The 25,152-nt window shown below is 73.9% G+C and carries 29 protein-coding genes; 20 read left to right on the top strand and 9 right to left on the bottom strand.

The window, feature by feature from the left end; translation table 11 throughout:
- The first annotated feature begins 87 nt into the window (after positions 1-87).
- Positions 88-1,947 carry a dynamin family protein gene (locus tag ACFYOS_RS04440; protein ID WP_387135980.1) on the top strand — a complete coding sequence of 620 codons (1,860 nt, stop codon included), beginning with the start codon at positions 88-90 and terminating at the stop codon, positions 1,945-1,947.
- Entirely contained in the window at positions 1,944-3,410 is a 1,467-nt protein-coding gene (locus ACFYOS_RS04435) for a dynamin family protein (protein WP_387135979.1), read from the top strand. The genes ACFYOS_RS04440 and ACFYOS_RS04435 overlap by 4 nt, the downstream gene beginning before the upstream one ends.
- On the opposite strand, the gene ACFYOS_RS04430 is transcribed toward ACFYOS_RS04435, so the two are convergent.
- The 3 genes from ACFYOS_RS04430 to trxA form a co-directional block, all read right to left on the bottom strand.
- A complete protein-coding gene (locus tag ACFYOS_RS04430; RefSeq protein WP_387135978.1) occupies positions 3,324-4,226 on the bottom strand; it encodes an MFS transporter permease in 903 nt (300 codons plus the stop codon). The two genes, ACFYOS_RS04435 and ACFYOS_RS04430, sit on opposite strands and share 87 nt — an antisense overlap.
- Positions 4,223-4,663, bottom strand: coding sequence for a hypothetical protein (locus ACFYOS_RS04425; RefSeq protein ID WP_387135977.1), 441 nt, complete (start codon positions 4,661-4,663; stop codon positions 4,223-4,225). The genes ACFYOS_RS04430 and ACFYOS_RS04425 overlap by 4 nt, the downstream gene beginning before the upstream one ends.
- Positions 4,664-4,819: 156 nt before the next feature.
- Positions 4,820-5,188, bottom strand: a complete 369-nt coding sequence (gene trxA / locus ACFYOS_RS04420) for a thioredoxin (RefSeq protein WP_387135976.1) — start codon at positions 5,186-5,188, stop codon at positions 4,820-4,822.
- Positions 5,189-5,733: 545 nt separating this feature from the next.
- Here trxA and ACFYOS_RS04415 point away from each other — a divergent pair.
- The 11 genes from ACFYOS_RS04415 (at position 5,734) to ACFYOS_RS04365 (ending at position 14,046) form a co-directional block, all read left to right on the top strand.
- Positions 5,734-6,249, top strand: a complete 516-nt coding sequence (locus ACFYOS_RS04415; RefSeq protein WP_091338011.1) for a MaoC family dehydratase — start codon at positions 5,734-5,736, stop codon at positions 6,247-6,249.
- A 95-nt stretch (positions 6,250-6,344) separates the two neighbouring features.
- A complete protein-coding gene (locus ACFYOS_RS04410; protein ID WP_387135975.1) occupies positions 6,345-6,833 on the top strand; it encodes a hypothetical protein in 489 nt (162 codons plus the stop codon).
- Between the two features lie 50 nt (positions 6,834-6,883).
- Positions 6,884-7,507 (top strand): TrmH family RNA methyltransferase, encoded by a 624-nt coding sequence (locus ACFYOS_RS04405; RefSeq protein WP_387135974.1) that lies wholly within the window; start codon positions 6,884-6,886, stop codon positions 7,505-7,507.
- Positions 7,508-7,567: 60 nt separating this feature from the next.
- A complete protein-coding gene (locus tag ACFYOS_RS04400) occupies positions 7,568-8,266 on the top strand; it encodes a DUF6758 family protein (RefSeq protein ID WP_387135973.1) in 699 nt (232 codons plus the stop codon).
- Between the two features lie 118 nt (positions 8,267-8,384).
- A complete protein-coding gene (locus ACFYOS_RS04395) occupies positions 8,385-8,543 on the top strand; it encodes a hypothetical protein (RefSeq protein WP_200215318.1) in 159 nt (52 codons plus the stop codon).
- 6 nt (positions 8,544-8,549) lie between these two features.
- A complete protein-coding gene (locus ACFYOS_RS04390) occupies positions 8,550-9,425 on the top strand; it encodes a PH domain-containing protein (RefSeq protein ID WP_387135972.1) in 876 nt (291 codons plus the stop codon).
- A 103-nt stretch (positions 9,426-9,528) separates the two neighbouring features.
- The gene (locus ACFYOS_RS04385; protein ID WP_387135971.1) at positions 9,529-10,224 is read left to right on the top strand and encodes a SigE family RNA polymerase sigma factor; all 696 of its coding nucleotides are present in this window, start codon (positions 9,529-9,531) and stop codon (positions 10,222-10,224) included.
- Positions 10,221-11,489 (top strand): hypothetical protein, encoded by a 1,269-nt coding sequence (locus tag ACFYOS_RS04380; protein ID WP_387135970.1) that lies wholly within the window; start codon positions 10,221-10,223, stop codon positions 11,487-11,489. The genes ACFYOS_RS04385 and ACFYOS_RS04380 overlap by 4 nt, the downstream gene beginning before the upstream one ends.
- A gap of 46 nt (positions 11,490-11,535) precedes the next feature.
- Positions 11,536-12,402, top strand: coding sequence for a PHP domain-containing protein (locus tag ACFYOS_RS04375; protein WP_387135969.1), 867 nt, complete (start codon positions 11,536-11,538; stop codon positions 12,400-12,402).
- Positions 12,403-12,433: 31 nt separating this feature from the next.
- Positions 12,434-13,048, top strand: a complete 615-nt coding sequence (locus ACFYOS_RS04370) for a MarC family protein (RefSeq protein WP_387135968.1) — start codon at positions 12,434-12,436, stop codon at positions 13,046-13,048.
- 152 nt (positions 13,049-13,200) lie between these two features.
- Positions 13,201-14,046, top strand: coding sequence for a RecB family exonuclease (locus tag ACFYOS_RS04365; RefSeq protein ID WP_387136054.1), 846 nt, complete (start codon positions 13,201-13,203; stop codon positions 14,044-14,046).
- On the opposite strand, the gene ACFYOS_RS04360 is transcribed toward ACFYOS_RS04365, so the two are convergent.
- Together ACFYOS_RS04360 and ACFYOS_RS04355 are read right to left on the bottom strand one after the other, a co-directional pair.
- Positions 13,950-14,924 carry an oxygenase MpaB family protein gene (locus ACFYOS_RS04360; RefSeq protein WP_387135967.1) on the bottom strand — a complete coding sequence of 325 codons (975 nt, stop codon included), beginning with the start codon at positions 14,922-14,924 and terminating at the stop codon, positions 13,950-13,952. The two genes, ACFYOS_RS04365 and ACFYOS_RS04360, sit on opposite strands and share 97 nt — an antisense overlap.
- A 38-nt stretch (positions 14,925-14,962) precedes the next feature.
- Positions 14,963-15,391 carry a Fur family transcriptional regulator gene (locus ACFYOS_RS04355; RefSeq protein WP_387135966.1) on the bottom strand — a complete coding sequence of 143 codons (429 nt, stop codon included), beginning with the start codon at positions 15,389-15,391 and terminating at the stop codon, positions 14,963-14,965.
- 196 nt (positions 15,392-15,587) lie between these two features.
- On the opposite strand from ACFYOS_RS04355, the gene ACFYOS_RS04350 reads away from it, so the two are divergent.
- Positions 15,588-16,070 (top strand): DUF2231 domain-containing protein, encoded by a 483-nt coding sequence (locus tag ACFYOS_RS04350; protein ID WP_387135965.1) that lies wholly within the window; start codon positions 15,588-15,590, stop codon positions 16,068-16,070.
- 13 nt (positions 16,071-16,083) lie between these two features.
- Here ACFYOS_RS04350 and ACFYOS_RS04345 read toward each other — a convergent pair whose 3' ends face one another.
- Entirely contained in the window at positions 16,084-16,818 is a 735-nt protein-coding gene (locus ACFYOS_RS04345; RefSeq protein ID WP_387135964.1) for a hypothetical protein, read from the bottom strand.
- Positions 16,819-16,936: 118 nt separating this feature from the next.
- Between ACFYOS_RS04345 and ACFYOS_RS04340 the strand changes: the two genes are divergently transcribed.
- Entirely contained in the window at positions 16,937-17,104 is a 168-nt protein-coding gene (locus ACFYOS_RS04340) for a hypothetical protein (RefSeq protein ID WP_387136058.1), read from the top strand.
- A 29-nt stretch (positions 17,105-17,133) separates the two neighbouring features.
- Here the strand turns inward: ACFYOS_RS04340 and ACFYOS_RS04335 are convergent, their stop codons facing one another.
- The 3 genes from ACFYOS_RS04335 to ACFYOS_RS04325 form a co-directional block, all read right to left on the bottom strand.
- Positions 17,134-17,643: a flagellar biosynthesis protein FlgA gene (locus ACFYOS_RS04335; RefSeq protein WP_387135963.1), complete on the bottom strand. Its 510-nt coding sequence runs from the start codon at positions 17,641-17,643 to the stop codon at positions 17,134-17,136.
- Positions 17,644-17,887: 244 nt separating this feature from the next.
- Positions 17,888-18,220 (bottom strand): FmdB family zinc ribbon protein, encoded by a 333-nt coding sequence (locus ACFYOS_RS04330; RefSeq protein ID WP_387135962.1) that lies wholly within the window; start codon positions 18,218-18,220, stop codon positions 17,888-17,890.
- Positions 18,221-18,281: 61 nt separating this feature from the next.
- Entirely contained in the window at positions 18,282-18,938 is a 657-nt protein-coding gene (locus ACFYOS_RS04325) for a 5-formyltetrahydrofolate cyclo-ligase (RefSeq protein ID WP_387135961.1), read from the bottom strand.
- Between the two features lie 83 nt (positions 18,939-19,021).
- Here ACFYOS_RS04325 and ACFYOS_RS04320 point away from each other — a divergent pair, with 83 nt between their 5' ends.
- The 5 genes from ACFYOS_RS04320 (at position 19,022) to ACFYOS_RS04300 (ending at position 25,114) form a co-directional block, all read left to right on the top strand.
- The gene (locus ACFYOS_RS04320) at positions 19,022-21,232 is read left to right on the top strand and encodes a diguanylate cyclase (protein WP_387135960.1); all 2,211 of its coding nucleotides are present in this window, start codon (positions 19,022-19,024) and stop codon (positions 21,230-21,232) included.
- 9 nt (positions 21,233-21,241) lie between these two features.
- Complete coding sequence (locus ACFYOS_RS04315; RefSeq protein ID WP_387135959.1) at positions 21,242-22,195, top strand: UTP--glucose-1-phosphate uridylyltransferase; 954 nt, start codon at positions 21,242-21,244, stop codon at positions 22,193-22,195.
- Complete coding sequence (gene glp, locus ACFYOS_RS04310) at positions 22,192-23,505, top strand: gephyrin-like molybdotransferase Glp (RefSeq protein WP_387135958.1); 1,314 nt, start codon at positions 22,192-22,194, stop codon at positions 23,503-23,505. The genes ACFYOS_RS04315 and glp overlap by 4 nt, the downstream gene beginning before the upstream one ends.
- The gene (locus tag ACFYOS_RS04305; protein ID WP_387136053.1) at positions 23,505-24,143 is read left to right on the top strand and encodes a GNAT family N-acetyltransferase; all 639 of its coding nucleotides are present in this window, start codon (positions 23,505-23,507) and stop codon (positions 24,141-24,143) included. The genes glp and ACFYOS_RS04305 overlap by 1 nt, the downstream gene beginning before the upstream one ends.
- A 179-nt stretch (positions 24,144-24,322) precedes the next feature.
- Positions 24,323-25,114, top strand: a complete 792-nt coding sequence (locus ACFYOS_RS04300; protein WP_387135957.1) for a hypothetical protein — start codon at positions 24,323-24,325, stop codon at positions 25,112-25,114.
- Positions 25,115-25,152: the final 38 nt, after the last annotated feature.

The following is a 25,152-nucleotide window of genomic DNA, read 5'->3' as shown; positions in this document are numbered from 1 at the left end:
AGTGGGCGGCCGGCGAACCGGTCGCCCGCTCGCGCTTCGGCTTCGGGCCCTCTTGATAATTGAGCCGAAATCCGCACACTTGGTGCGGTGATCACGGCGATCTGGCTGGACGTGCTCGACGAGATCGCTCGTACGTGCAGCGCACACGGGCGAGGAGACCTGCTTCAGGCGGTGCGGCAGAAGCGGGTCCAGCTGCTGGACCCCAAGCTGCGCGTCCTGGTCATCGGTGAGTCGCACCAGGGCAAGAGCCAGCTCGTCAACGCCATCATCAACGCGCCGGCCTGCCCGGTCGGCGACGACCGGACCACCGTGCTCCCGACCGTGGTGCAGCACGCGGAGGTCCCGACGGCCACCGTGGTGCAGGCGCCACCGACGGCCCCCGGCCGGCCCGCCGGCACCGCGGTCCCGGCCACCGCCGAGCGGATCCCGGTACCACTGGACCAAGTCGCCGCGGGGGTTGCCGGCAAGCTCGGCCGCCGGCCCGGCGGCGGGCCGGCCTACGTCGAGATCGGACTACCCCGGGCGCTGCTCGGCGCCGGGCTGGCGCTGGTGGACACCCCGGGCGCCGACGAGGTCGCCGCGCTCGGCGCTGCCGGGCCGGCCGCCGCGCCGGCCTGGGCGGACACCGTGCTGCTGGTCTCCGACTCCACCCGGGAGCTGTCGGCCGGCGAGCTGACCATGCTGCTGCACGTCGCCCGGTCGCACCCGAACGTGGTGGTGGTGCAGACCAAGACGGATCTCGTACCGGACTGGCGTGCGGTCGCCGAGCGCAACCGGCGGCACCTCGCCGAGGCCGGCGTACCGGCGCCGGTGATTCCGGTCTCGGCGGCCCTGCGGCTGCGCGCGGCCGCCGGCGACGACCGGGAACTCAACGCCGAGTCCGGCTTCCCTGCGCTGATCGGCCGGTTGCAGCGGGACCTCGCCGACAAGTCCGACCGGTTGGCCCGGGCCGCCGTCGGGGTGATCACCAGGACCGTGGTGGAACAGCTTGCCGCGCCGCTGCGCGCCGAGATGGTGAGTCAGGAGGCCGAGGAGCAGTCCGGACCGATCGCCCGGTTGCACGCGGCTCAGCGTGAGGTCGACGAGCTGCGCCGCTGCTCCACGCGGTGGCAGAACACGCTCGCCGACGAGATGGCCGACCTGCTCGCCGACATCGAGTACGACCTGCGCGACCGGACCCGGCAGATCCTGCGCACGGTGGACGACGCGTTCGACGAGGCTGATCCGTTGGTCACCTGGGACGCCTTCCAGGAGTGGCTGGAGCACAGCCTGGTGGAGGCGGCGGAGGCGAACCACGAGTGGCTGGTCCAGCGCTGCGACTGGGCCGCCCGCCGGGTGGCCGGCACCTTCGCCCGATACGGCGCCGAAATACTGCCGCCCTGGTCGGTGACGACGCCGGCGGACCTCGGCGACCGGCTCCCGGACATCGAACGGCCGAACATCGACCGGTTCACGCCGACCCAGAAAGTGATCACCGGCATGCGCGGCTCGTACGGCGGCATGCTGATGATCGGTCTGGCGACGACGCTGGCCGGCCTGCCGATGATCAACCCACTCTCGGTCGGCGTCGGCGCCCTGCTCGGCGGCAAGAGCATTCGCGACGAGAGCAAGCAGCTGCTCCGCCGCCGCCAGTCGGTGGTCAAGACGGCGGTCCAGCGGCATGTCGACGACTTCTTCGTCCGGATCACCAAGGACCGCCGGGACGCCGCGCGGCAGGTGCAGCGGATGCTCCGGGACCATTTCACCGCGCTGACCGAGGAACTGCAGGAGGCCATCATCCAGTCGTTCCGCAGCGCCAAGCAGGCCGCCGACACCGATGCGGCCGTCCGTGACCAGCGGCAGCGCGAGATCGGGCTGAGGATGGCCCGGCTGGCCACGCTCTTCGAGCAGGCTCAGCAGCTGACCGGCGCCCGGTCCGCCCCGGCGTCCCTGGGGCCCCGGGCATGACCGTCGGACTGGGGCTGGACGAGGCCGTGTGGGGGCTGCTGCACCACGCCCTCCAGCTCTACCGGGACAGCCCGCGGGCGACCGACCAGCTGCGGCATCAGTTGGCCAGGCTGGAGCAACCGCTGCGGATCGCGATCGCCGGCCCGTGGCGGTCCGGCAAGTCGACCCTGCTGAACGCGATCATGGGTGAGGAGGTCGCGCCGGTCGACGGGGTGGACGGCAGCGCCGTCTTCACCTGGTACGAGGACGCGGCGCAGCCGAGCGCCACCGCCTACTCGACCGGCCACCCGCCACAGGAGCTGGCGATTGCCAAGTCGGCGACCGGGATGCGGGTGGACCTCGTCGGCTGGCGGGCGGGCGAGCTGCGGGACATCGTGGTGCAGTGGCCGACCCGGACGCTGCGCCAGGCGACCCTGATCGACACGCCGGCCACCAGCCTCGACGAGCAGGGCCGGGCGCCGGTGATGGATCGGGTGCTGCGGGACGCGGACGCGGTGTTGTACCTGACCCGGGACGGCCGGGGCGGCGATCTGCGGGTGCTGGCCGGCACCCGGGAGAGCGCGGTCGGGCAGTCCGCCGCGGTGAACGTCATCATGGTGCTGTCCCGGGTGGACGAGACCGGCGGCGGGCGGATCGACGGACTGCTCACCGCCCGCCGGCTCGCCCGGCGCCAGCACCGCGATCCCCGGGTGGACGCGCTCTGCGTGCACGTCGTCCCGTGCAGCGGCCTGCTCGGCCTGGCCGGTCGGATCCTCAGCGAATCGGACTTCGCCGCGCTCGCAGTGCTGGCCCGGGTGCCCCGTCCGGAGTTGGAGCCGCATCTGCTCTCCGCCGACCGCTTCGTCCGCGGCGACCTGCCGCTGCGGCTGGACGCCGGGGTACGCGCCGCGCTGCTGGACCGGCTCGGGCTCGTCGGGCTCCGGCTGGCGACCACGCTGATCCGTACCGGCTGCGACAGTCGGGCCAAGCTCTCCGCCGAGCTGATCCGGCGCAGCGGCCTGACGGAGCTGCGCGAGTCGATGGCGCGCTTCCTCGTCGACCGGCGGGACACGCTCAAGGCGCGGTCGGCGCTGGCCGCCGTGGAGGCGCTGGCACGTGCCGAGCCCGGTAGGGGCGCCGACGAGCTGCTCGGCCGGGTCGAGCAGATCCTCGTCGGGGCGCACGAGTTCCGCGAGCTGCGCCTGCTGGCCGCGCTGCGAACCAGCCGGCTCGGGTTCGACGCCGAGCTGGCTGCCGAGGCGCAGCGGCTGGTCGGTGGCGATGGGATCGGGCTGGCGGCCCGGCTCGGCGTCGAGCACGGCGCGACCGTGCAGCAGCTGTGGGACGTCGCCGCCGAGGCGCAGTGGCGTTGGCGGAACCGCGCGGAGGACCCGCTGCTACGACTGGGCCAGCGGCGCGGCGCTCAGGTCGTCGTTCGTAGCTGCGAGGGGATGCTCGCCGAGCTGGCCGAGGGTGGCCGGTGACCGCCGACGGCGGAGCAGGCTGATCGGGCGGACCCGCTCCAGCGGCAGGAAGCTGGTCATCGCCACCAGGTGCGGCGCGAACGAGATGGTGATCGTCGCGATGGTGACCAGATGGAAGGAGTAGAAGAACCCCACCGCGGCCAGCCGCCACCGCTCGGGCAGCACGAAGACCAGTGGGCTGAGCAGCTCGAAGGCGAGGAGGCCGAACTGGGCGACGATCAGCAGGTGCGGCACCTGGGCGATCAGGTCGGCCAGGTCGGTGCCGCGCCGGATGATCGCGCGGGCCAGCACCGACCCGGTCGCCCAGTCGAGGCCGCCGAAGCGCAACTTGGCCCAGGCCGCCAGGAAGTACGTGCAGATCACCGCGATCTGGGTGACCCGCAGCGCCCAGCCACCGGCCTCGGTACGGGTCGGGTCACCGTGCCGGGCCCGCCCGGCGGTGGGCAGGGCGGCGAGCGCGACGAGGAGCCCGAACCGGTCGTGGTCGACCTTGCCGTAGCTCATCGCGACGATCATCCACTCGAAGTAGAGGGCGAAGACCGTCCAGCCGAGCAGTCGGGGCGCCCGCCCGGTCGCCGCCAGTAGCGAGAGCGCCAGCAGCACCCAGAAGATGACGCCGACCAGGGCCGGCGTGGGGGTGGGCAGCGGCAGCAGCCGGCCGATCAGCAGCGGTTGGTAGAGGTCGCCGGGCACGTCGACCCGGGTACGCACCCAGGGGGTGAAGATCACCAGGTCGGTGGCGACGAAGAGGTAGACGAGGGTGCGGAAGGCGGCCACCCGCCCGCGCGGGACCGCCTCGGTCAGCCAGCCGGTCACGGGGTGGCCTGCCAGCGTACGGCGGTGCGGTCGGTCCAGCGGCCGGTCGGGCGGCCGCCCTGGATGTCGTGCCAGCGGATCACGATGCGGACCTCGACCAGCGCGGGAGCGGCGGGGTGGCGCTCGGCGTATGCGTCGGCGACCCGGCGCAGCAGGCTGGGGTCGGCGGCGTACCGGTCCTGCTGGCCCTCGATCTCGGCGCGGCGAATGCCGGTGGCATCCTGGCCCAGCGCGACCACCGCGCCGGTGCGGTCGACGCCCTCGACGCGGGTGTCCGGCGCGGGCGCGTTCGGCGGGTCGGAGGTGGAGTACATCCGGAACGGGCCGAACGGGAAGTCGTCGTCGGTGCCCCGGACGGTGCCGGCGAGGAGCAGCGCCAACCCGAGCGCGGTGGCGCCCAGCCGGACCGCGCGGCCGCGGGTGGTCAAGGTCTCCATCGGCTGTGGACCATACGGGATCGGGGCCACCGGGGGTGTCCGTCCGTCGTCCATTACTCGCTGGCCGTTTCGCTGGTCAGGCGGGTTGGCGGCCCGGAGACGGCGACGGCCGGGTCCCCGACACGGGGACCCGGCCGTCGCCGGACTCGAGCCTGCTCAGTGCTTGTGACCCTGCTCGGCCATCTGCTTGCGAACGTCGTCCATGTCGAGCTTCTCGACCTGCTCGATCAGGTTCTCCAGCGCGGACTCCGGCAGGGCGCCCGGCTGGGCGAACACGACCACGCCGTCCTTGACCGCCATGATGGTCGGGATGGAGCTGATGTTGAACTTGACGGCCAGCTCCTGCTGCGCCTCCGTGTCGACCTTGCCGAAGACGATGTCCGGGTGCTTCTCCGACGAGCGCTCATAGACCGGGGCGAACCGCTTGCACGGACCGCACCAGTCGGCCCAGAAGTCGAGGAGGACGATGCCGTCCTGTTCGGTCACCTCGTCGAAGTTGGCCGTGGTCAGCTCAACCGTTGCCATTGCACTCTCTCCGATCAGCGCGGATTGCCTACGTCAACTGGAACCAGGGTGGATGCCCCGGAATTCCCGTGAGGTACGCGACGAAACGCTGCGCGGCGTTCCGGTCAGGCTGGGGGCGCGTCGAGCGAAGTTCCTGCCTCCTCGTGCCGATCGCGCATACACGTCGCACTTGCGTGACAGCAGGTAATGGGAGCGCTTCCAAAGAGATCGCCCTGAGTGTTCGCTACGTATCGGTAACTTGACACTTGACAAGCGGCTATCCGGGTCGCGGAGATCGCCTCCGGCGTGGTCGCCAGTCACTCAATGTATTGTTACGAAAAGATAAATGTGACGTCGGTCTCTGTCGTCCCAGTACCGATGTACGGCAGAATCTTGGACATCAGAGCGTGGGCGGCGGGTGCCGGGGAGGGCCCCGCCGCTCATTGCGTCTCCCCCCGGGTGAGCCGCTGTGACTTTTCCTCACCGCCAGCGCCCCTGCCGTCGCCTTAACAAGCGGTAAGGCATGCTGTGCCGAACTCCATCGCCGCCCGTCGAAGGGGACAAGGATGCAGTTCGGCCGCTACTACGAGGAGTTCGAGGTCGGCGCGGTCTACCGGCACTGGCCGGGCAAGACGGTGACCGAGTACGACGACCACCTCTTCTGCCTGCTCACCATGAACCACCACCCGCTGCACATGGACGCCCACTACGCCGAGTCGGCGACCCAGTTCAAGCGCAACGTGGTGGTCGGCAACTACATCTACTCGCTGCTCCTCGGCATGTCGGTGCCGGACGTCAGCGGCAAGGCGATCGCCAACCTGGAGATCGAGTCCCTGCGGCACGTCGCCCCGACCTTCCACGGGGACACCATCTACGGCGAGACGACAGTGCTGGACAAGCGGGAGTCCTCCTCGAAGCCGGACCGCGGCGTCGTCGCGGTGGAGACCCGGGGCTACAACCAGGACGGGACCCTGGTCTGCGTCTTCCGCCGCAAGGTGATGGTCCCCAAGAAGGAGTACGCGGCCGCCGCCGTGCCCGAGGGCGTCGACCCGGAGCGGCCGAGCTTCCCCGAGCCGCGCTGACCCCCGACCCATCACGAAGAGCCCCTTCCCCGGCGTTCCCGCGGGGAAGGGGCTCTTTTGCGCTTCCGGGGCATATGCTGACGCCGGAGGTGCCCATGAGCTACTCCGTCGCCGGAGAGCCGCCCTCTACCGGACGTCGCGCCCCGCTGACCACCGCCGGCTACTCCGCGGCCGAGTGGGACCTGCTGACCGACCTGCCGGGTCGGGTCCTCGTCGCCGCCGCCTCGCCCGCCCCGGGACGCTCGCCGCGCGGCGTCGGTGCCGGCCTCGCCGGCTTGGACGCCGTGGCGGCCGGCCGGGGTTTCGACAGTGACCTCGTCCGGGCCGTGGTCGCCGCGATCTACGCCCGGCACGACGGCGCCGCCGGTGGGGACGAACTCCTCACCGACCTGGTCGACCTGCTCGCCGCCTGCCGGTCGGCGGTACGCGTGCTCCGGCGCCGTGCCGACCCGGCCGACTCGGCGGCGTACCGGCAGTGGGTGGAGTCCGTCGCGGTCCGGGTCTGCCGGACCGGGGACGGCGGGCCGAGCCCCGCCGACCGGCGCTTCCTCGACCGGGTCGGCGGCGCGCTGGAGCTGCGCTGACCGGGGTGCCGGTGGCCGGCGACGGCGGTGGGCCGTACCCTCTGGAAACCGTGACCGACGACCAGCTCGACGTGGGTGTGGGGCCCTGGCCCGGCGACCCGCCGGACGACCCACGGTTCGACCCGGAGCTGCTCGCCGAGGGCGACCGGCGCAACGTGGTGGACCGCTACCGCTACTGGCGGCGCGAGGCCGTGGTGGCCGACCTGGACCGGCGCCGGCACGAGTTCCACGTGGCCATCGAGAACTGGCAGCACGACTTCAACATCGGCACGGTGGTCCGCAACGCCAACGCCTTCCTCGCCGCCGAGGTGCACATCGTCGGGCGGCGGCGGTGGAACCGGCGCGGCGCCATGGTCACCGACCGGTACCAGCACGTCCGGCACCACCCGACGATCGAGGAGTTCGTCGCCTGGACGGCGGAGCGGCGGCTGCCGGTGGTCGGCATCGACAACCTGCCGGGCTCGAAGCCGCTGGAGACCAGCACCCTGCCCCGCCGCTGCGTGCTCCTCTTCGGTCAGGAGGGCCCCGGCCTCTCCGACGCCGCCCGGGCCGCCTGCGACGAGCTCTTCTCGATCGCCCAGTACGGCTCCACCCGGTCGATCAACGCCGGGGTGGCCAGCGGGATCGCCATGCACGCCTGGATCCGGGCGTACGCCGGGCCGCCGCCGGACTGAACCGGGCGGGATCCGGCCGCTCCGCTTGACGCCCCGGCGGTACGGGGTGACCGTGGGGACGTGAGTGTGGCGGTGAGTTGTCCGAGGTGCGCGGGCGGGGTCCGCGAGCCGGACCTGATGCACGGTGAGTTCCGGTGCCTGCGCTGCGGCCCGGTGCCGCCGCTGCACGTGCCCGAGCACATCAACGCCGAGATCATGGCGAGTGTGGTGGAGCGGGTGGCGGCCGACGCCGACCCGTCCGGGCGGCCCGGCGTACCGCTCTGGTGCCCGTGGCCGCTGCCCACCGGGTGGACCCTGACCGGGGTGGCCTGGGCGGGCGACGATCGGGGCGGGATCCGCGCGACCGCGATCGCCTGCGCCGGTCCGGCCCCCCTCGACGGTGGGCCGGCCGACCTCCTCTTCGTCGCCGAGGAGCCGGGCGTCGGGCTGGGCTCGCGCTTCGCCGCCCTGCCCGGTCCGGACCCGGGGCCCCAGGTCGAGGAGGCGCTGACCGACCCCGGTCCTGGTCACCCCGAACGCGTGCCGCACGCCAAGATCAGGGTGGGCGGTCACCCGACTCCACTGTGGCTCGTGAATTCGCCGACAGATCGAAGCGCGTACGCCGGCGAGGCTCGGGGAATGTGGCTCCATGCGATAGCCTGGCCGGCGAGCGCGGGTCACCTCCTCGCGGAAGAAGTCGTGCTGCACGACCTCACCGAGTGGACACCGCCCGAGCTCGTGTACGGCGCACCGTCTCCGTACCTGCACGGGCGGGCCTGACCGGCCGGCACCGGCGGGTTGGAGAACATGCGCAGATATTCACTGTACGACACCCTACTGATACTCTGGGTACCACTGGGGGAATTGGACCCGGCGCCGCGCGAGAGGATGGCCCACCATGGTCAAGAAGGTCCTCACCTGGGCCCTGGTCGCATTCTTGATCTTCTTCATCGCCTACCGGCCCAACTCCGCCGCCGACGTCGCCAAGTCGCTCGGCGGCGGCATCATGGACATCGCTCAGGGCTTCGGCGACTTCTTCACGAGCCTGGTCGCCTAGCCGCCGATGGGAAGCCCCTCCGGACCACCCTTCGACCCGGACGACCCGGACCGGGAGCGCCGGGAGCGCGACACCGAGCCGATCCCCCGCATCGACCCTGACGACGGTCCCGGCTTCGCCGCCGGCGCCGGCTACGGCGACGGTCCCTCCCTTTCGGAGGGCGCCTCCTTCGGTGACGGGCCGGGCTACGCCGGCGAGGGCCGCTCCGGTCGGGCCTGGATCCGCGACCCGGAGGGCGGCTACCAGCCGCCCCAGATCTCCGAGGACGAGCTGGCCGGGCTGCGCGCCGACGCCTCCGGCATGGCTCCGCGTCGGGTCCTGCCCTTGGAGGACGAGCCGAGCCCGCTGGCCGCGCGCTACCTGTTTCCCACCGAACGGTTCCGGGGCGAGTGGAAACGGCACTGGATCTACATCGCCAAACCGCTGGTCATCGGCATCCTGGCGACCTTCGTCCTCGGCTACCTCTCCGGCTTCCTCGCCGGGCGCCAGACCGGCGCGCTGACCACCGTCGCCGTGCTCCTCTGGTTCCTGGTCATCGGCTGGGTTGCCTGGCAGATCGCCGAATGGTGGTACAACCGCTTCATCCTCACCAACAAGCGGGTGATGGTGGTGGACGGCGTCATCACCCGCCGGGTCGCCATGATGCCGCTGGTCCGGGTCACCGACATGAAGTACGAGCAGACGCCGACCGGCCGGGCACTCAACTACGGCACCTTCGTGCTGGAGTCCGCCGGCCAGGAGCAGGCGCTCCGCGAGATCAAGAGTCTGCCCAACCCGAACGAGCTCTACCTGCGTGTCGTGGAAGAGATGTACGAGCCGCAGGCGGTCGAGGCGCGGATCGGTAAGGAGCAGGACGAGGCCAAGGCCGACGACGGGGCGTGAAACTTTTCGTCCGAACATCGGATATATTGCGCACCATTCGCCGTCGACCGGGCCCGCCCCGGCATGGGAGCCTGCCATGCAGGACAGGGTGCGGAGGTGATCGGTGGCGAGCAGGGACCCGCTGGAGGAGGAGTTCCGCGAGTTTGTCGCGGCCCGCTCCGGTGCGCTGCTGCGCACCGCGTACCTGCTGGCCGGGGACTGGGCGACCGCCGAGGACCTGCTGCAGACCGCGCTGACCAAGACGTACCTGGCCTGGAAGCGGCTCGGCGGGATCGAGGCGATCGAGCCCTACGCCCGCCGGGTCCTGGTCAACACCTCGACGAGCTGGTGGCGCCGACGGTGGCACGGTGAGCGCCCGACCGACGTGCTGCCCGAGCGGGCCGGCATCGACGAGATCGAGCAGCAGCTCGACCGGGATCTGCTCTGGCGACACCTCCAGGCGCTGCCGGCCCGGCAGCGGTCCGTGCTGGTGCTCCGGTTCTACGAGGACATGTCCGAGGCGCAGACCGCCGCCCTGCTGGAGATCTCCCCGGGCACCGTGAAGAGCCAGACCTCCCGGGCGCTGAACACGCTGCGCCGCCGGCTGGGCTCCGAGACCGCCCTCGGCCTGCCCGCCGCGCAGGAGACGCCGGCGCCGGCCCGGCCCGCACCGCGTACCCCGGCGGCGCCGCGACCCCTGCCGCAGCCCGCACCGCGTACCGCGGCGGCGCCGCGACCTGTGCCGCAGCCCGCACCGCCGCCCGCCGCGCGCCCGCCGGCCGCCCGGCCCGTCAGCGCCGTGCCGGTGGAGACCCGATGAGCCGTACGCCGAACCCCTGCGACAACCAGACCGGCGGTCCGGAGCGTCCATTCGGCGTGACCGAGGACGAGCTGAAGCGGGTACTGCGTGACACCTTCGCGGGTCGCGTCGCCACGCCGCGGCCGCTCGCCGCCGACCCGGCCGCCGTCGCCATCCGGCGGGCCCGGCGGACCGGCCGCCGCCGCACGCTGACCGGCCTCGCCCTGGCCGGGGCGGCCACCGTGCTGGTCACCACCGGCGTGGCCCAGCTCGGCGGGCCGGCCGGCCAGCAGGGCACACCCACCGTGGTGCTCGGCGACCCGCGGGGACTCACGCCCTCGCCGCTGCCCACCGCCGCCGCCAGCCCGTCTCCGACCAGGGGTCCGGTCCGTGCCGAGCTGGACCTGATCATCGGTTCCCGGCTGGAGACCAGCGGCGGCGAGCAGCGGGAGCTGACCAACGTAGGCCCGGTCGAGCGGGCGCAGCGGGTCCCCGACTACGGGGGCTGGCTGATCACCTCGGCGACCACCCCGGCGGGCCGTACCCTCTGGTGGCTCCCGCCCAACGGCAGCCCCCCGCAGGTGCTGCTCGCCGGGGCGGACGCGGTCGCGGTCGCCTTGGACGGACGGCAGGTCGCCTGGCGCGACGGCCCGTACCTGCTCGCCGCCGGCCTGGTCGGCGGCCAGCTCATCGCGACCACCCAGACCACGGCGCCCGCGGGGGCCGTGCCGGTCGGCTTCGCCGGCGACGCCGTGCTGATCCGCCAGCCCGGCGCGGGCGGCTTCACCGTCTGGCGGCGGGCCGCCGGTGGGCAACCGGGCAGCGTGGCTCGTGATGTGCTGAGCGTCTACGACGCGCTCCCCGACGGCCACGTGGTCGGCCTGGTCTCGGCCGGTACGCCCCGACGGCCCTGCCTGGCGCTGCTCGACCCGGCCCGCAACCTCGCCCCGGTCCGCACCGGCTGCGGACCGGACCTGGCCATCGACGGCCTCGGCGGGGTCTCCCGGGACCGGCGCTGGCTGCTGGTCAACGGGGCCCGGAAGGGTGCCCTCCTGGTCGACCTGCGCACGCTCGGGGCCACCGTGTCGGCCCACCCGGCCGGACCGGCACTGGTCGACGGCGTCGTGTGGACCGCCGCCGGCGTGGCCATGCACGTCGACGCCACCGGCGGACTGGTCCGAATACGCCCGGACCGGGTGGTGGCCGGTGAGCGACCCACCGCGTCATCGGTCAACGGGGTCACACCGGACGAGCGCCCGGTCGTCGTCGCCGACACCCGGCCCTGACCTGGCGCGTCAGCGGGGGCCGGGGTCGGGCGGTAGCGTCGGCGGGGTGAGCGCCCCCGCCCGGATCGACCTGCACGCCCACTCCACCGCCAGCGACGGCACGCTCAGCCCCGCCGCGCTGGTCCGGGCCGCCGCCGACGCCGGTCTCGACGTCGTGGCGATCACCGACCACGACACCACCGCCGGCTGGGACGCCGCCGTCCGCGCGCTGCCGCCCGGGCTCACCCTGGTCCGCGGCGCGGAGATCTCCTGCCGCTGGTACGGCGTCGAGCCGGCGATCCCGCTGCACCTGCTCGCGTACCTGTTCGACCCGACGGAGCCGGAGCTGGTCGCCGAGCTGGCCCGGGTCCGGCTGGCCCGGGAGGTACGCGGCGAGCGGATCGTCGAACTGCTCCGGGCCGACGGCGTCGAGGTGAGCTGGCCGGAGATCCTGACCGGCGCGGCCGGCGGAACGGTGGGCCGGCCGCACATCGCCCAGGCGCTGATCCGGGCCGGGCTGGTGGCCACCACCACCGAGGCGTTCGGGCCGGAGTGGCTGGGGGAGCGGTACCGGCTGCCCAAGGAGGACATCGACGTGTTCCGGGCGGTGGCGCTGGTGCGGGCGGCCGGCGGGGTGCCGGTCTTCGCCCATCCGAAGGCCAGCCGGCGCGGGCGGATCGTGCCGGACGAGCTGATCGTGGAGCTGGCGGCGGCCGGGCTGGCCGGCCTGGAGGCCGACCACGACGACCACAGCCCCGTCGAGCGGGCCCACGTCCGCGGGCTCGCCGCCGAGCTGGAGCTGCTCGTCACCGGCTCGTCGGACTTCCACGGGACGCACAAGACCGTCCAGCTCGGTGCGCACACCACCGACCCCGAGGCGTACGAGCGGATCGTCGCCGCCGCCACCGGGGTGACCCCGGTCGCTTCAGGATGAAGCCTTCGGGCGGCGCGGCTACCGTGTCCGGGTGGATCTGAAGCTCTTCGGCGAGGTCTTCGTGACCCTGCTGGTGATCACCGACCCGCCCGGCATGATGCCCATCTTCCTCGCGCTCACCGGGCCGCTGCCGGCGCGTGACCGGAACCGGGCCGCCTGGCAGGCCGTCGCGCTGGCGCTCGGGGTCATCGTCGTGTTCGCCGTGGCCGGCCAGACCATCCTGGCGTACCTGCACGTCGACCTGCCCGCGTTGCAGGCCGCCGGAGGGCTGCTGCTGATCCTCGTCGCCCTGGAACTGTTGACCGGCAAGTCCGACGACCCGAACCAGCAGGCCACCTCCAACATCGCCCTGGTGCCGCTGGGCACCCCGCTGCTCGCCGGCCCGGGCGCCATCGTCGCCACCATGCTCTTCGTGCAGCAGGCCGCCGCGTTCACCGACTACCTCGCCATCGCCGCCGCGATCGTCGCGGTGATGGTCGCGGTGTGGGTGGTGCTGCGCTTCTCCGGCGGGATCGTCAAGATCCTCCGGCCGGGCGGTATCGAGGTGCTGACCCGGATCGCCGGTCTGCTGCTGGCCGCGATCGCGGTGCAGCTGATCGCCGACGCGGTGGCCGCGTTCGTGACGCAGTACATCACCATGCGCTGACGGTCGCTTCGCCGCCGCCCGCCGGGCGCGCGCTGTCGTACCGAGGTGGCAGGATCTCAGGCGTGCGACGACCCTCCCCGACCGGACGACCCACCGGCGGCCGGCCGCCCCGGCCCCGCACCGAGCAGGCCGAGCAGCTCGGCTTCGAGGGCATGCCGGAGCGGCTCTTCGTCTGCACCCCCAGCAAGCTCGGCGCTTACGCGGACTGCCCCCGGCGCTACCGCTATTCATACGTGGACCGGCCCGCGCCGCCCAAGGGGCCGCCGTGGGCGCACAACTCGCTGGGCGCCAGCGTCCACACCGCTCTGAAGAACTGGTATGCGCTCGCCCCGGAGCGCCGCCGCCCCGAGGTGCTCGGCACCCTGCTCAAGGGCACCTGGGTCCGCGAGGGCTACCGCGACGACGAGCAGGAGCGGGACGCTTTCCGCCGGTCCCTGGCCTGGCTGGAGTCATACGTCGCCGGGCTCGACCCGGCCGACGAACCGGTCGGGGTGGAACGGGTGGTCGCGGTCAAGACCGCGGTGCTCGCCTTCAACGGCCGCGCCGACCGGATCGACTCGCGCCCGGGTCCGGACGGGCGGCCCGAGCTGGCGATCGTCGACTACAAGACCGGTCGCACCGGCCTGGACGCCGACGACGCCCGGGGCTCGCAGGCCCTGGCCCTCTACGCGTACGCGGCCGAGCGGGTGTTCCGCCGGCCCTGCCGCCGGGTCGAGCTGCACCACCTGCCGACCGGCACGGTCGCGGCGCACGAGCACAGCCCGGAATCGCTGCAGCGGCAGCTCAGCCGGGCCGAGGAGACCGCTCGGGACATCATGGCCGCCGAGCGGGCGGTCGCCGGCGGCACCGACCCCGACGAGGCGTTCCCGGTCACCCCCGGGCCGCGCTGCGGCTGGTGCGACTACCGGCGGACCTGCCCGGCCGGCGCACAGACCCCGGGCAAGGACCCGTGGGCGGCCGTGGAGCGGCCCGCCGACCCGGCCTCTGACGAGGACTGACCGGCCCGCGGCTGCGGGTGGTCGGGTCGGGTGGCGGCGCGGCGGGCGGCGCGTTCCTTCGCGGCCTGCTGCAACGGGCCCTCCCGGTAGCGCCGGGGCAGCGCGGCGAGGGCGAGGCGCAGCGCGCGGACGCTCAGGTCCGCCGAGAGCGCGGTGGTGGGCAGGCCGAGGCCGCCGTACAGCCGGCGGGCCCATGCCGGCAGCAGCCCCAGCGCGGTGCCGGCGATGCCCAGGTACGCCCAGCGCGGCGGCCCCAGGTGCAGGCCGAGCTTCACCGGCAGGCTGAGCTTCCACGGGATCGGCGGGGCGGTCAGGAACAGCGCGGTCTCCGCCGCCTCCTTCGTCATCCGCAGGTCGCCCCGGATCTGCCGGTAGTAGTCGGCCACCTCGGCGGCGGTGCCCGGCACGTCGGCCGGGTCCAGCCCGACCAGGGCCGCCGCCCGGCGCTGCTCGGTGTAGTAGCCGTCCACCTCGGTGTCGGTCAGGGACAATCCGGCCCGCCGGGCGGTGCTGACGAACGACTCGATCTCGGCGACGTGCACCCAGCGCAGCAGCTCGGGGTCGTCGACCCGGAACTCCTCGCCGGTGAGCGGGTCCCGGGCTCGCATCCGGGCGTGCAGCGTACGCAGCCGGCGGCCGGCCGTCTCCGCCTCGGCCGTGGTGCCGTAGACCGTCGTCGCCACGTAGGTGGCGGTGCGGATCAGCCGGCCCCACGCGTCGGTGCGGTAGTTGCTGTTCTGGGCGACCCCGGCCATCGCCCTGGGGTGCAGCGCCTGAAGGTAGAGCGAGCGCAGGCCGGCGACAATCAGGATCGGCTCCTGGTGCACCTTCCACGTGACCGATCCGGGACCGAACAGGCCGAGGTCATCGGAGTCCACCGCCCAAGGGTGCCACGCGTCGGACCGCCCGTGCGGGGTCAGTCGTCGGCGGAGCGGCGGGTCTGGCAGGTGGGGCAGAGGCCCCAGAAGGTCACCTCCGCCTCGTCCACCTCGAACCCGTGGGCGGTGTCCGGGTCGAGGCAGGGGGCGCTGCCGGTCGCGCAGTCGACGTCGGCGATCTCGCCGCAGCCCCGACACACCACGTGGTGGTGGTTGTCGCCGACGCGGGCCTCGTAGCGGGCGGGGGAGCCGGCCGGCTCGATGCGGCGGGACAGCCCGGCCCGGGACAGCGCGCCGAGCACGTCGTAGACGGCCTGGGTGGAGACCGAGTCGAGCCGCTCCCGGACCTGGCGGGTGATCTCGTCCACCTCCAGGTGGCCGCCGGCGGCGAGCACGTCCAGCACGGCGACGCGCGGTCGGGTGACCCGCAGGCCCTTCGACCGGAGCAGCTCCTCACCAGTGGACATGCAGCAATGACAGCACGCGGCCCATCGACCGACAAGCGAAGTCCGGTGCCGGGTGGCCGCGGCCACAGACCAAGCCGGCCCGGCGGACTGAACCGGACGGACGGGTTGTGCGTGTCACCGGTCGTCGGCGCGAATGTCGATCATATCGACGTACGCTGACTGCTTTCGGAAGCCGCATCCATTGCCGGAGGTGTCGGTGTTCAAGGAAATCAACGGGCTGCCGGTCCATGTCCTGGTCGTCCACGCCGTTGTGGTGCTCGTTCCGCTGCTGGCGCTGCTGGCCTCCGTCTACGGGCTGGTGCCGGTGTCACGGCGGCGCCTCGACTGGGCGGTGCTGGTCCTCGCCGTGGTGACCCCGGTCGTGGCCTACGTGGCCTCCCAGTCGGGCAAGGCGTTGCAGGAGGTGCTGCGGGGCCGGGGCTATCCCGCCGAGGGCCTCGCGAAGATCAAGGAGCATTCCGACTACGGCGACGTGCTGCTGTGGCTCACCGTGGCACTCGCGGTGGCGGCCCTGCTGCTGGTGGCGCTGACCAGCAAGAACCCCCGGGTGACCCGGCTGCCCTCCTGGCTGAGCTGGCTGGTGACCGGCGTCGTGGTCGTGCTGTCCGTGTTCGCCCTGGTCTACGTCTACCGGACCGGCGACAGTGGCGCCCAGATGGTCTGGAGCAACATCGTCTGAGTCGCCCGCCGGCTCAGAAGATCACCCGTGAGCAGAGCAGGCAGGTGAGGATCACCACCACGACCGCGGCGACCGCGCCGAAGCCGTAGGTGAGCCGCTGCGCCTGCTGCTCCGCCCGGTCCATGGCCGCCATGTCCTGGTCGGGCAGCCGCCTCGGCGGTGCGGGCTGCACGTACAGGGGCGGCCGCCAGCCGGGCGGTGGCGGGGTGGTGGGCGGTGGACCGGCGTAGCCGCCGGCCGCTTGGCCGTTCGCCGGCCAGCCGCCGGTGACCGGCCCGGGCTGCCCGCCGCCGGCCGGGTCGACCCCCGGCCCGGGCCGCGCCCACGGGTTGTCGGCCCGAGCCACAGCGGGCCACGGCTGGCCGTGGCCCGTCCATGGCTGGTGCGGCTGGCCCACGCCGGGCCAGGGGTCTGAAGTCGGGGCCGGGCCGGCCCCCGATGCGTCGGCGCCGTCCGTTCCGGGGGTGCCCGGGCTCTCGGACGGGCGGGCCCAGGGGCTGTCGGGATCACCGGCGGTCGGGTTGGCCGGCTGACCGGCGCCCGTCCCGGGACCGTCGGCCGGCTCGGCGCTGCGTCCGACGCTCCGCTCCGCACCCCCGGCACTCGTGGCGTCCGCGGCCCGGCCGGTGGCCGGATCGCCGGGTCGGCCCGTGCCGGATGCTTCGGCCGCGGTCCGGCCGGCCGTCTCGTCCGGTGTCGGGCGTCGCCAGAACTCGTCCTCGGGGCTGCCACCGCTCGGCGTCGTCACGCCGTCCGACGCTACCAACGCCTCGGTCGGTCGGCCCGCCGGACGCGACGAGTGTGCCAGCCGGATGGCCGCGCAGGATCGTCGAGGTGCCGCCGTTCCGACGGTATCCTTGCCGATCGTGAGCGATCCCGGCATGCGTGGCGACGACGACCGCGTGGTCGACCTCAGCGACGACTTCATGGTGCTGCCCGAGCAGACCAGCGACGACACCGACCGTGGCTGGGGCGAGCGGCCCGGTGGCAACGACGACTGGCTGCTGGCCGAGCGTCCCCCGCACTGGGACTGACCCGCCCGGACAGGACTGACCCTGAGGGGTCAGCCGCGTACCACCACGGCGAAGCGGCTGCCCTCCGGTACGCCGACGGCGCGCTGCGCCTGGTCGGGCCGGAGCGCCAGGTAGAGGGCGGAGGAGCCGTCGACCGCCCCGGCCCCCACCACGTCGAGCACCAGTGCCCGTGGGGCGAGCAGACTCGCCTCGCCCGCCGCCCCGCCAGCCGGTACGACGAGGAGATCAACCCGGGCGCCCGGGCGGAGCACCGCGAGCGCGGCCGGCTCGGCCAGCCGGACCGGTACGCCGACCGACCCGCTGGGCAGCGGCAGCGCGCCTCCGGAGCGCCCCGGGTCCGGGGCCGGGCTCCCGCCCGAGCCGGCGCTCGGCGAAGAAGGGCCGGCCGGTGCGGACCCGGGCGGCGGACAACCGGCGGGTGTGGTGAGGACGGCGGCGGCCAGGCCGAGCAGCATCGCGACCAGCGCCACCCGGAGCAGGGTGCCGCCCCGGGGCAGGCCCCGCCAGTGCACCGGCCGCAGTGATTCCTCGCCCGTCACCCGCGCCCCTCCCGCCTACCCGGCACCCCGTCCGACGCCAGCAGGCTAGAAGCGCCCAGAGCGGCCACACGGCCCCCCACCCACAGCCTGTGGATAACCCACCGACCTGTGGAAAACCCCCACCCTCAGGTCCGCCCGCGCTACTCCACGGGACAAGCGACCTCTTTCACGGAAAAAGTGGCCTTCCACGCGGGAATGGCCACTCTTTCCGGGAAAGTGTGCGGACCTTGGCGCCCCCCTCGGGTCAGGAGGAGGTGCTGGCCGCGGGGGTCTTGGTGGACGAGCCGCCGCTCGAGGTCGAGGCGGACGAACCGTTGGTCGTCGAGCTCGACGAGCCGTTCGACGACGACTCGGACTTCGCCGGCTTCGCCGCGCTGCTGGTGGCGGTATCGGAACCGGACGAACGGGAGTCCGTGCGGTAGAAGCCGGAACCCTTGAACACGATGCCCACCGAGTTGAAGAGCTTGCGCAGCCGCCCTTCACACGCCGGGCACTCGGTCAGCGGCTCGTCAGAGAAGGACTGCACCGCCTCGAGCTGGTGGCCGCACGCGGTGCAGGCGTACTGGTACGTGGGCACGTTCTCCTCCGGATCTGGCACGGCCTGTTGGCACTCGACTCATCCGAGTGCCAATGGTGCGTCATCGGACCCGGGTTCGTCCAGCAGAAGAGCCCTGCCCCACACCCGGCACCTCGATCAGCCCGCCGCCGGGGGTGAGCACGGCGCGGACCGGCCGGTCGTGCTCCTCCCCGGGTACCGCGTCGACGAACTCCCCGTCGTGCAACAGCGCCACGGTCAGGGTCGCCGCCGGCACCCGGGCCAGCGCCCGGTCGTACGAGCCACCGCCCCGGCCCAGCCGGAGCCCCCGGCGGTCCACCGCCAGCGCCGGCACGATCACCAGCCCGGCGGTGGCCACCGCGGCCGGCCCCAACAGGGCGCCCGTGGGCTCCCGCAGGCCCCGCCCGGCCGCCCGCAGCGATGCGGCGTCAGTGAAGGCGGCCCAGTCCAGGTCCAGGTCGTCCCGGAGCACCGGGAGCAGCAGCTCCGCCTCTGGCGGGAGCGCCGCCCGCAGCACCGCCGGCAGGTCGCTCCCGCCGGGCTCGGACGCGACCGGCACGTACGCGGTCATCCGGGCCGGGCTCAGCCGGCGAACCAGGGAAAGCAGCTCGGTCTGGACGCGCGCCGCCGCCTCGGCCCGGGCCGGAGCGGTGAGCGACCGGCGGCGGGCGAGCAGCCCGACGCGCATGTCGCGCTTCGCCTCATGCGCGACATGCGCTTCATCAGAAAATTCCGGCACGCAACACTCCTGACGCAACGCTTGCCTCACCGTCGCTCTGTGTCAGCATCGCAACAAGGGGCGCGGAACTTCCGGGGGGAAGCTTGACGCTACGCGGGCGGTTGACGGCAGCCTTTCTCGCGGTGGTGCTCGGCCCCGTCCTGCTCGGCGCCTTCTTCGTCGGCTCCACCTTGGCGGCGCTCGACCGCGGCCGCTCCACCGAACGGCTGGGGCTGGCCGCCACCGGGGTGCGTACCTCCGTGGATGCTCTCTGCCAGCAGCTCCGGGCGGCGGCCGACGCGGTCGCGCTGGTCACCGACCCGGCCGCCCGGGCCCGCGCCGCCGACCAGGTGGTCGGACGCAACCTGGCCGCCGCCGTGCTGATCACCGACCCCGCCGGCCGGACCAGCTACGCGACCCCCGGCGGCCCGGCCACGCCCTGGCAGGACTGCGCCGGCGCCCCGGCGGCCGGCGGCCCGGTCCGCGCGCTCGCCGCCCGGGTCCACCTTCGCGACGCCGCCGGCGCCGACCTGGGCACGGTCGCCGCCGCGCAGCCTGTCGACCCGGCCTTCGTCGCCCGGCTCGCCGCGGTGACCGGCGTCGCGGTGACCCTCCTCGACGCCACCGCCGGCACCGACCGGGTCACCCACACCACAGAGACCCGAGGGGTACGCGAGGCGGTGCTGGCCGCCGGCCGCGCCCTCGACGGGGACCAGGTCGCCGAGACCGCCGACGGCCGGTACGTGCGCCGGGTCGGCCCCGCCCCCGGCCAGCCGCTGCCGCTGGTCCTGTCGGTGCCCGGCGAGCTCCCGCCCGGCCTCTACGCCGCCCTGGTCGGCGCCGTGGTGGTGGCCGCCCTGCTGGCCGTGGTGGCCGCCTGGCGGCTGGCCCGGGTGACCACCCGCCCGCTGGTGGAGCTGGCCGGCGCGGTGGACCAGGTGGCGCACGGCGACCTGACCGCCCGGGTGCCGGTCCGCAGCCGGGACGAGATCGGCCGGCTGGCCGGCGCGTTCAACCGGATGACCCGGGAGACCGGCAGCTACGTGGCCGCCCTGACCAGCAGCCGGGACCAGCTGCGCGGGCACCTGGCGGTGCTCGGCGACACCCTGGCCAGCACCCACGACCTGCAACGCATCCTGCGGGTGATCCTGCACAGCGCGATCGCCGCGACCGGTGCCCGGGCCGGCGCGGTGTTGCTCCTCGACGGCGACGGCGTGCTGGTCGGCCGGTGCGTCGAAGGGCTGGACGGACGCCGGCCCGGCGACGACGGGTCCGACCCGGCGACGCTGCGGGTGCCGGTCGGGGCCGGGGTGATCGGCACGGTGGCCGCCACCGGGGAGCCGCTGCGCGGCCGGTGGGAGCCGACCGCCGCCCCGGCCGCCGAGCCGATCTGCGAGACGTACATCGCGGTGCCGTTCGCCGCGCCCGGCTCGGCGGACCTGGCCGGGCGCGGCCCCGACCGCCCCGGGCACCCACCGGCCGACGGCGACGCCAGCCCGGCCGGCTCCGGTGCGCTCGGCGTGCTGGCCCTCTACGACCGGGTCGGCGCCGCCGAGTTCGACGACGACGACCTGGTCACCCTTCGGACGTTCGCCGGGCACGCGGCGGTGGCGGTGGAGAACGTCCGGGTGCACGAGGAGGCGCAGCGGCTCTCCCTGACCGATCCGCTCACCGGGCTGTGGAACTACCGCTACCTGCGCGAGTCGATCCGGCGGGAGGTGGAACGGGCCAACCGGTTCGGCCGGATGCTCAGCGTCCTCGCCCTCGACCTGGACCGGTTCAAGGACGTCAACGACACCTGGGGGCACACCGCCGGGGACGCCGTCCTGGTCGAGTTCGCCCGCCGGGTACGCGGCGAGATCCGCGAGGTGGACCTGGCCTTCCGGCAGGGCGGTGAGGAGTTCGTGGTGCTGCTGCCGGAGACCGACGCCCGGGGGGCGACGATCGTCGCCGAGCGGCTCGGCGCGGTGGTCCGGGACCACCCGGTGCCGGTGGACGGGCACGCCGGGGAGCCCGTCCGGGTGCCGGTGACGGTTTCCATCGGTATCGCGGTCTACCCCGACCACGCCGCCACCGGCCAGCAGGTGCTCGACGTCGCCGACGAAGCCCTCTACGCGGCCAAGGCCGCCGGCCGGGACGGCTACCGGATCGCCCAGCCGCCGGACCCGACACCGGCCCAGGAGGTCCCGGTGGTCGCCGCCGCGGTCAGCCCGGCCGACGGGCAGCCCCGGGCCGGCGCGCCGGACACCGCGGGAGCGGGTCAAGGCGGCGCGTCTTCCGGTCCTCACCCGCCGCGGCAGAGCCGTGGCCGATAGTCTCGCGACATGTCGGAGCACTCAGCGAACCCTTCAGCGACCGCCGCGACCGGTCGCTCCCGCGCGGTCAAGGCGGTCATCCCGGCCGCCGGCCTGGCCACCCGGTTCCTGCCGGCCACCAAGGCGGTCCCCAAGGAGCTACTGCCGGTCGTCGACCGGCCGGTGCTGCAGTACATCGTCGAGGAGGCCACCCAGGCCGGCATGACCGACGTCCTGCTGATCACCGGGCGCGGCAAGACGTCGATGGTGGACCACTTCGACCGCCGCCCCGACCTGGAGGCCCGGCTGGAGAAGAAGCCGGACCTGCTGGAGGCGGTACGCCGACCCAGCGAGCTGGCCGAGATCTACACCTGTCGGCAGCCCGAGCAGCTCGGCCTCGGCCACGCCGTCGGGTACGCCGAGCACCACGTCGGCGACCAGCCGTTCGCGGTGCTGCTCGGTGACGAGTTCGTCAAGCCCTCCGAGCCGCTGCTGCCGGCGATGCTGGAGCTCCAGGCCCGCACCGGCGGTGTCGTGCTGGCGTTCTTCGAGGTCGACCCGGCCGACACCACGCGGTACGGCATCGCGTCGGTCGAGCCGGCCGAGCCGGAGTTCAACGACATCGCCGAGGTCGTCAAGGTCGCCGGCCTGGTGGAGAAGCCGAAGCCGGAGGACGCGCCGAGCAACCTGGCCGTCCTGGGCCGGTACGTGCTGCCCGGGCGGATCTTCGACGCGATCAAGCGGACGAAGCCGGGCAGCGGCGGGGAGATCCAGCTGACCGACGCGATGGAGCTGCTGCGTACCGAGGGGGTGCCGGTGCACGCCATCGTCTACCGGGGCACCCGCTACGACACCGGCATGCCGCTCGGCTACCTGCAGACCGTCGTCCAGATCGCCGTCGAGCGGGACGACCTCGGGGCCGAGTTCCGCAAGTGGCTCACCGACTTCGTCAACTCCGACGCGTCGGGCGGTCCCAGTACATGACCGCGACGGCCGACGCCGAGGCGGCCGCGAACGAGTTGACGCCGCTCGCCGACTACCTGGGCAGCGTGCTGCGCAGGTTACGCGCGCTGCCTCCGCTCGACCTCGACCTCACCCAGGCGTACGGCAACGTTCTCGCCGAGGACGTGGTCGCGCCGCACTCGTTCCCCGCCTTCGACCAGGCGGCGGTGGACGGGTACGCAGCGCGCTGGGAGGACATCTCCGGAGGGAGTCGGGGGCCGGGCTACGTCCCGGCCCCCTCCGGTATGCCCGGCGGCCGCAGCATCCGGCTGAACGTGGTCGGCGACCTGGGCGCGGCGAGCTGGCGGCCGGTCCGGCTCACCCCCGGCTCCTGCTTCTCGGTGGCGGCCGGCGCGCCGCTGCCCATCGCCGCCGACGTGGTCGTCCCGGTGGAGTGGACCGACCAGGGCATGGCCGCGGTGGAGATCTTTCGCGCCCCCAAGCGCGGGTACGGCGTCCGCCGTGCCGGTGAGGAGTTGCCCGCCGGCACCCTGCTCGCCCGCGCCGGCACGTACGTCTCGCCGGCTCTGGTCGCCGTCTTCGCCGCCACCGGCATCGGGCACGTGGTGGTCCGGCCCAGCCCGCGGGTGGTCATCGTGGCCACCGGCGACGAGCTGGTCGACGTCGGCCGGGGCAGCCAGCCCGGCCAGGTGGTGGACACCAACTCGCACGCGCTGACCGCCGCCGCGGCCGAGGCGGGCGCGCTCGCGTACCGGGTGGGGATCTGCGACGACGACCCGGAGGCGCTGCGCGGCCTGCTGGAGGACCAGACCTTGCGGGCCGACCTGATCATCACCACCGGCGGCACCGGCACCGGCCCCGGCGACATGGTCCGCCGGATCCTGTCCCGGCGCGAGGGCGGCCGCGCCGGGCCGGTGACCTTCACCGAGGTGGCCCTCTATCCCGGAACGGCCCTCGGATTCGGTACGGTCGGCGCCGAGGAGGTGCCGGTGGTGTGTCTTCCCGGTGAGCCCGGCGCGGCGCTGATCGGCTTCGAGGTGCTGGCCCGGCCGGCCATCCAGCTGCTGGCCGGCGCCGAGCCGGTGTTCCGGCCCAGCGTGCGGGCGCACCTGCTGGAGACGGTCTCGTCTCCGGCGGGGCTGCGCGAGTTCCGCCCGGCGCACGTGGCCGAGCGACGCGGCGGCGGTTACACCGTCCAGCCGCTCGCCGGCGGGCCGTTCACCCTCTCCGGCCTGGCCGAGGCGAACGGCCTGCTGGTCCTCGGCGAGCGGGTCACCACCGCCGCCGCGGGCTCCACGGTGGACGTCCTGCTGCTGGACCGACGCCGGTGATGTTCCGACGGCCGCCGGGCTGGCCGGCGGTGCTGGTGGACGGTCCGGTGGTGCTGCGGCCGTACCGGCGCTCCGACGCGGCGGCCTGGTCGGAGATCCGGCGCGCCAACCAGGCCTGGCTGTCCCCGTGGGAGTCGCAGGTACCGGGGAGCTGGGACGAACTGAACTCGCCGGCCGCGTTCCGCTTCGTCCACGCCGACCAGCGCCGCTCCGCGCGTACCGGCGAGGGCATGCCGTTCGCCGTCTGCCTGCGCGAACACGGGCAGGAACGGCTGGTCGGGCACCTCAACATCGGCAGCATCGTCCGCCGGGCGTTCTGCTCCGGGTACGTCGGCTACTGGGTGGACTCCAGAGTGGCCGGCCGCGGGGTGATCCCCACCGCGGTGGCCCTCGCCGTGGACCACGGCTTCGGCCCCGGCGGGCTGCACCGGATCGAGGTGAACATCCGGCCGGAGAACACCCCGTCCCGCCGGGTGGTGGAGAAGCTGGGCTTCCGCGAGGAGGCGTACCACGTCCGCTACATGCACATCGACGGCACCTGGCGGGACCACATCGGATACGCGATGACCAGCGAGGAAGTGGTTGCCGAGGGCGGGCTGCTGCGGCGGTGGCACCGCGTACGTGACAGTCGAGGGTGAACCGTCCCACCCGCCGCGCCCGGCGCGGCGTCCGGGGAACCCGGTCGGCGGCCCGTAACCTCAAGTAACTGCAAGCTGTGGCAAGCGCTGCGAGGCCCGCACGATCTGCGCCGTAAACGACGGACGACGGAACAAGTTGCGGTCGTGCGGCGCTCGCCCCGAATTCGGTGACGGGAGGGGTGAGGGTGCCGACCTCGGTGCTCCTCGCCGTCCTCGCCGCCGCCGGTCTGCTCGCCCTCGCGCCGGCGCTGGTCCGTCGGTACGACGCCACCGAGCGGCTGGTGGCGGAGCGGGCGCAGTCGACGGCGCGGGTGCTCCAGCGCCGCCGTCGACGTCGCACCGTGCCCGGACGGCGACCGATGCACCCGCCGCGTGCGCTAGTGATCACCCTCAGTGAAGATGCCGACACGGGGAGTCTGGCTCCGCCGGTCTCGGCACCCCCGGCGCGGCGCCGCTCCGGCCGGCTCCGGTCGGTCCCGCCCGCCCCGGCCAAGTCCCGCCGGCGGCACCCACCGAAGCGCCGACACACCCCGGCCATCTACCGCCGGCGCCGAGTGCTCGCCGCGCTCCTGCTGCTCAACTTCGTCGAGCTGATCGGCGTGGTGCTGGTCAGCCCCGGGTTCTGGATCAGCGTCTCAGTCACCGGCACCCTGCTCATGGCGTACGTCGTACACCTGCGCCAGCGCGCCCTGGCCGAGCGCCGGCGGCGGCGCGCGGGGGCCCGGGAGGCGGCCTGGCTGGCCGCCCGCCAGGCCGAGGTGCGTCGTGAGCAGGCCCGCCGCGCCGCCGCCCGCCGGGAAGCGCAGCGGCGCCTGGCCGCCCAGCGCGAGGCGGTCCGGCGTACGGCGATGGGCCTGGACCGCCCGGCCGACCTGCCACCGGCGGCGAGCGGCGGATCCGTCTCCTACCGCCGCGCCGGCGGCCTGCGCGGCCGTGCCTACGAGGCCGGCCGCGGCTCGCACAGCGCCTGACGCTCAAGATTTTTTGGGCGCGTTGTCGAATCCGGCGG

It is taken from the genome of Micromonospora sp. NPDC005806 (assembly GCF_042871425.1).
In the GTDB taxonomy this organism is placed as follows: domain Bacteria; phylum Actinomycetota; class Actinomycetes; order Mycobacteriales; family Micromonosporaceae; genus Micromonospora.
The sequence above is the reverse complement of the archived record's forward strand: the minus strand, read 5'-3'. Positions and strand labels throughout refer to the sequence as shown.

Coding starts and splice junctions, on each gene's coding strand:
- ACFYOS_RS04315 (WP_387135959.1), top strand. CDS start 21,242: ATGTCGGAGCACTCAGCGAACCCTTCAGCGACCGCCGCGACCGGTCGC.
- ACFYOS_RS04395 (WP_200215318.1), top strand. CDS start 8,385: ATGGTCAAGAAGGTCCTCACCTGGGCCCTGGTCGCATTCTTGATCTTC.
- ACFYOS_RS04415 (WP_091338011.1), top strand. CDS start 5,734: ATGCAGTTCGGCCGCTACTACGAGGAGTTCGAGGTCGGCGCGGTCTAC.
- glp (WP_387135958.1), top strand. CDS start 22,192: ATGACCGCGACGGCCGACGCCGAGGCGGCCGCGAACGAGTTGACGCCG.
- trxA (WP_387135976.1), bottom strand. CDS start 5,188: ATGGCAACGGTTGAGCTGACCACGGCCAACTTCGACGAGGTGACCGAA.
- ACFYOS_RS04425 (WP_387135977.1), bottom strand. CDS start 4,663: ATGGAGACCTTGACCACCCGCGGCCGCGCGGTCCGGCTGGGCGCCACC.
- ACFYOS_RS04380 (WP_387135970.1), top strand. CDS start 10,221: ATGAGCCGTACGCCGAACCCCTGCGACAACCAGACCGGCGGTCCGGAG.
- ACFYOS_RS04435 (WP_387135979.1), top strand. CDS start 1,944: ATGACCGTCGGACTGGGGCTGGACGAGGCCGTGTGGGGGCTGCTGCAC.
- ACFYOS_RS04365 (WP_387136054.1), top strand. CDS start 13,201: ATGCCGGAGCGGCTCTTCGTCTGCACCCCCAGCAAGCTCGGCGCTTAC.
- ACFYOS_RS04305 (WP_387136053.1), top strand. CDS start 23,505: ATGTTCCGACGGCCGCCGGGCTGGCCGGCGGTGCTGGTGGACGGTCCG.
- ACFYOS_RS04355 (WP_387135966.1), bottom strand. CDS start 15,391: ATGTCCACTGGTGAGGAGCTGCTCCGGTCGAAGGGCCTGCGGGTCACC.
- ACFYOS_RS04390 (WP_387135972.1), top strand. CDS start 8,550: ATGGGAAGCCCCTCCGGACCACCCTTCGACCCGGACGACCCGGACCGG.
- ACFYOS_RS04410 (WP_387135975.1), top strand. CDS start 6,345: ATGAGCTACTCCGTCGCCGGAGAGCCGCCCTCTACCGGACGTCGCGCC.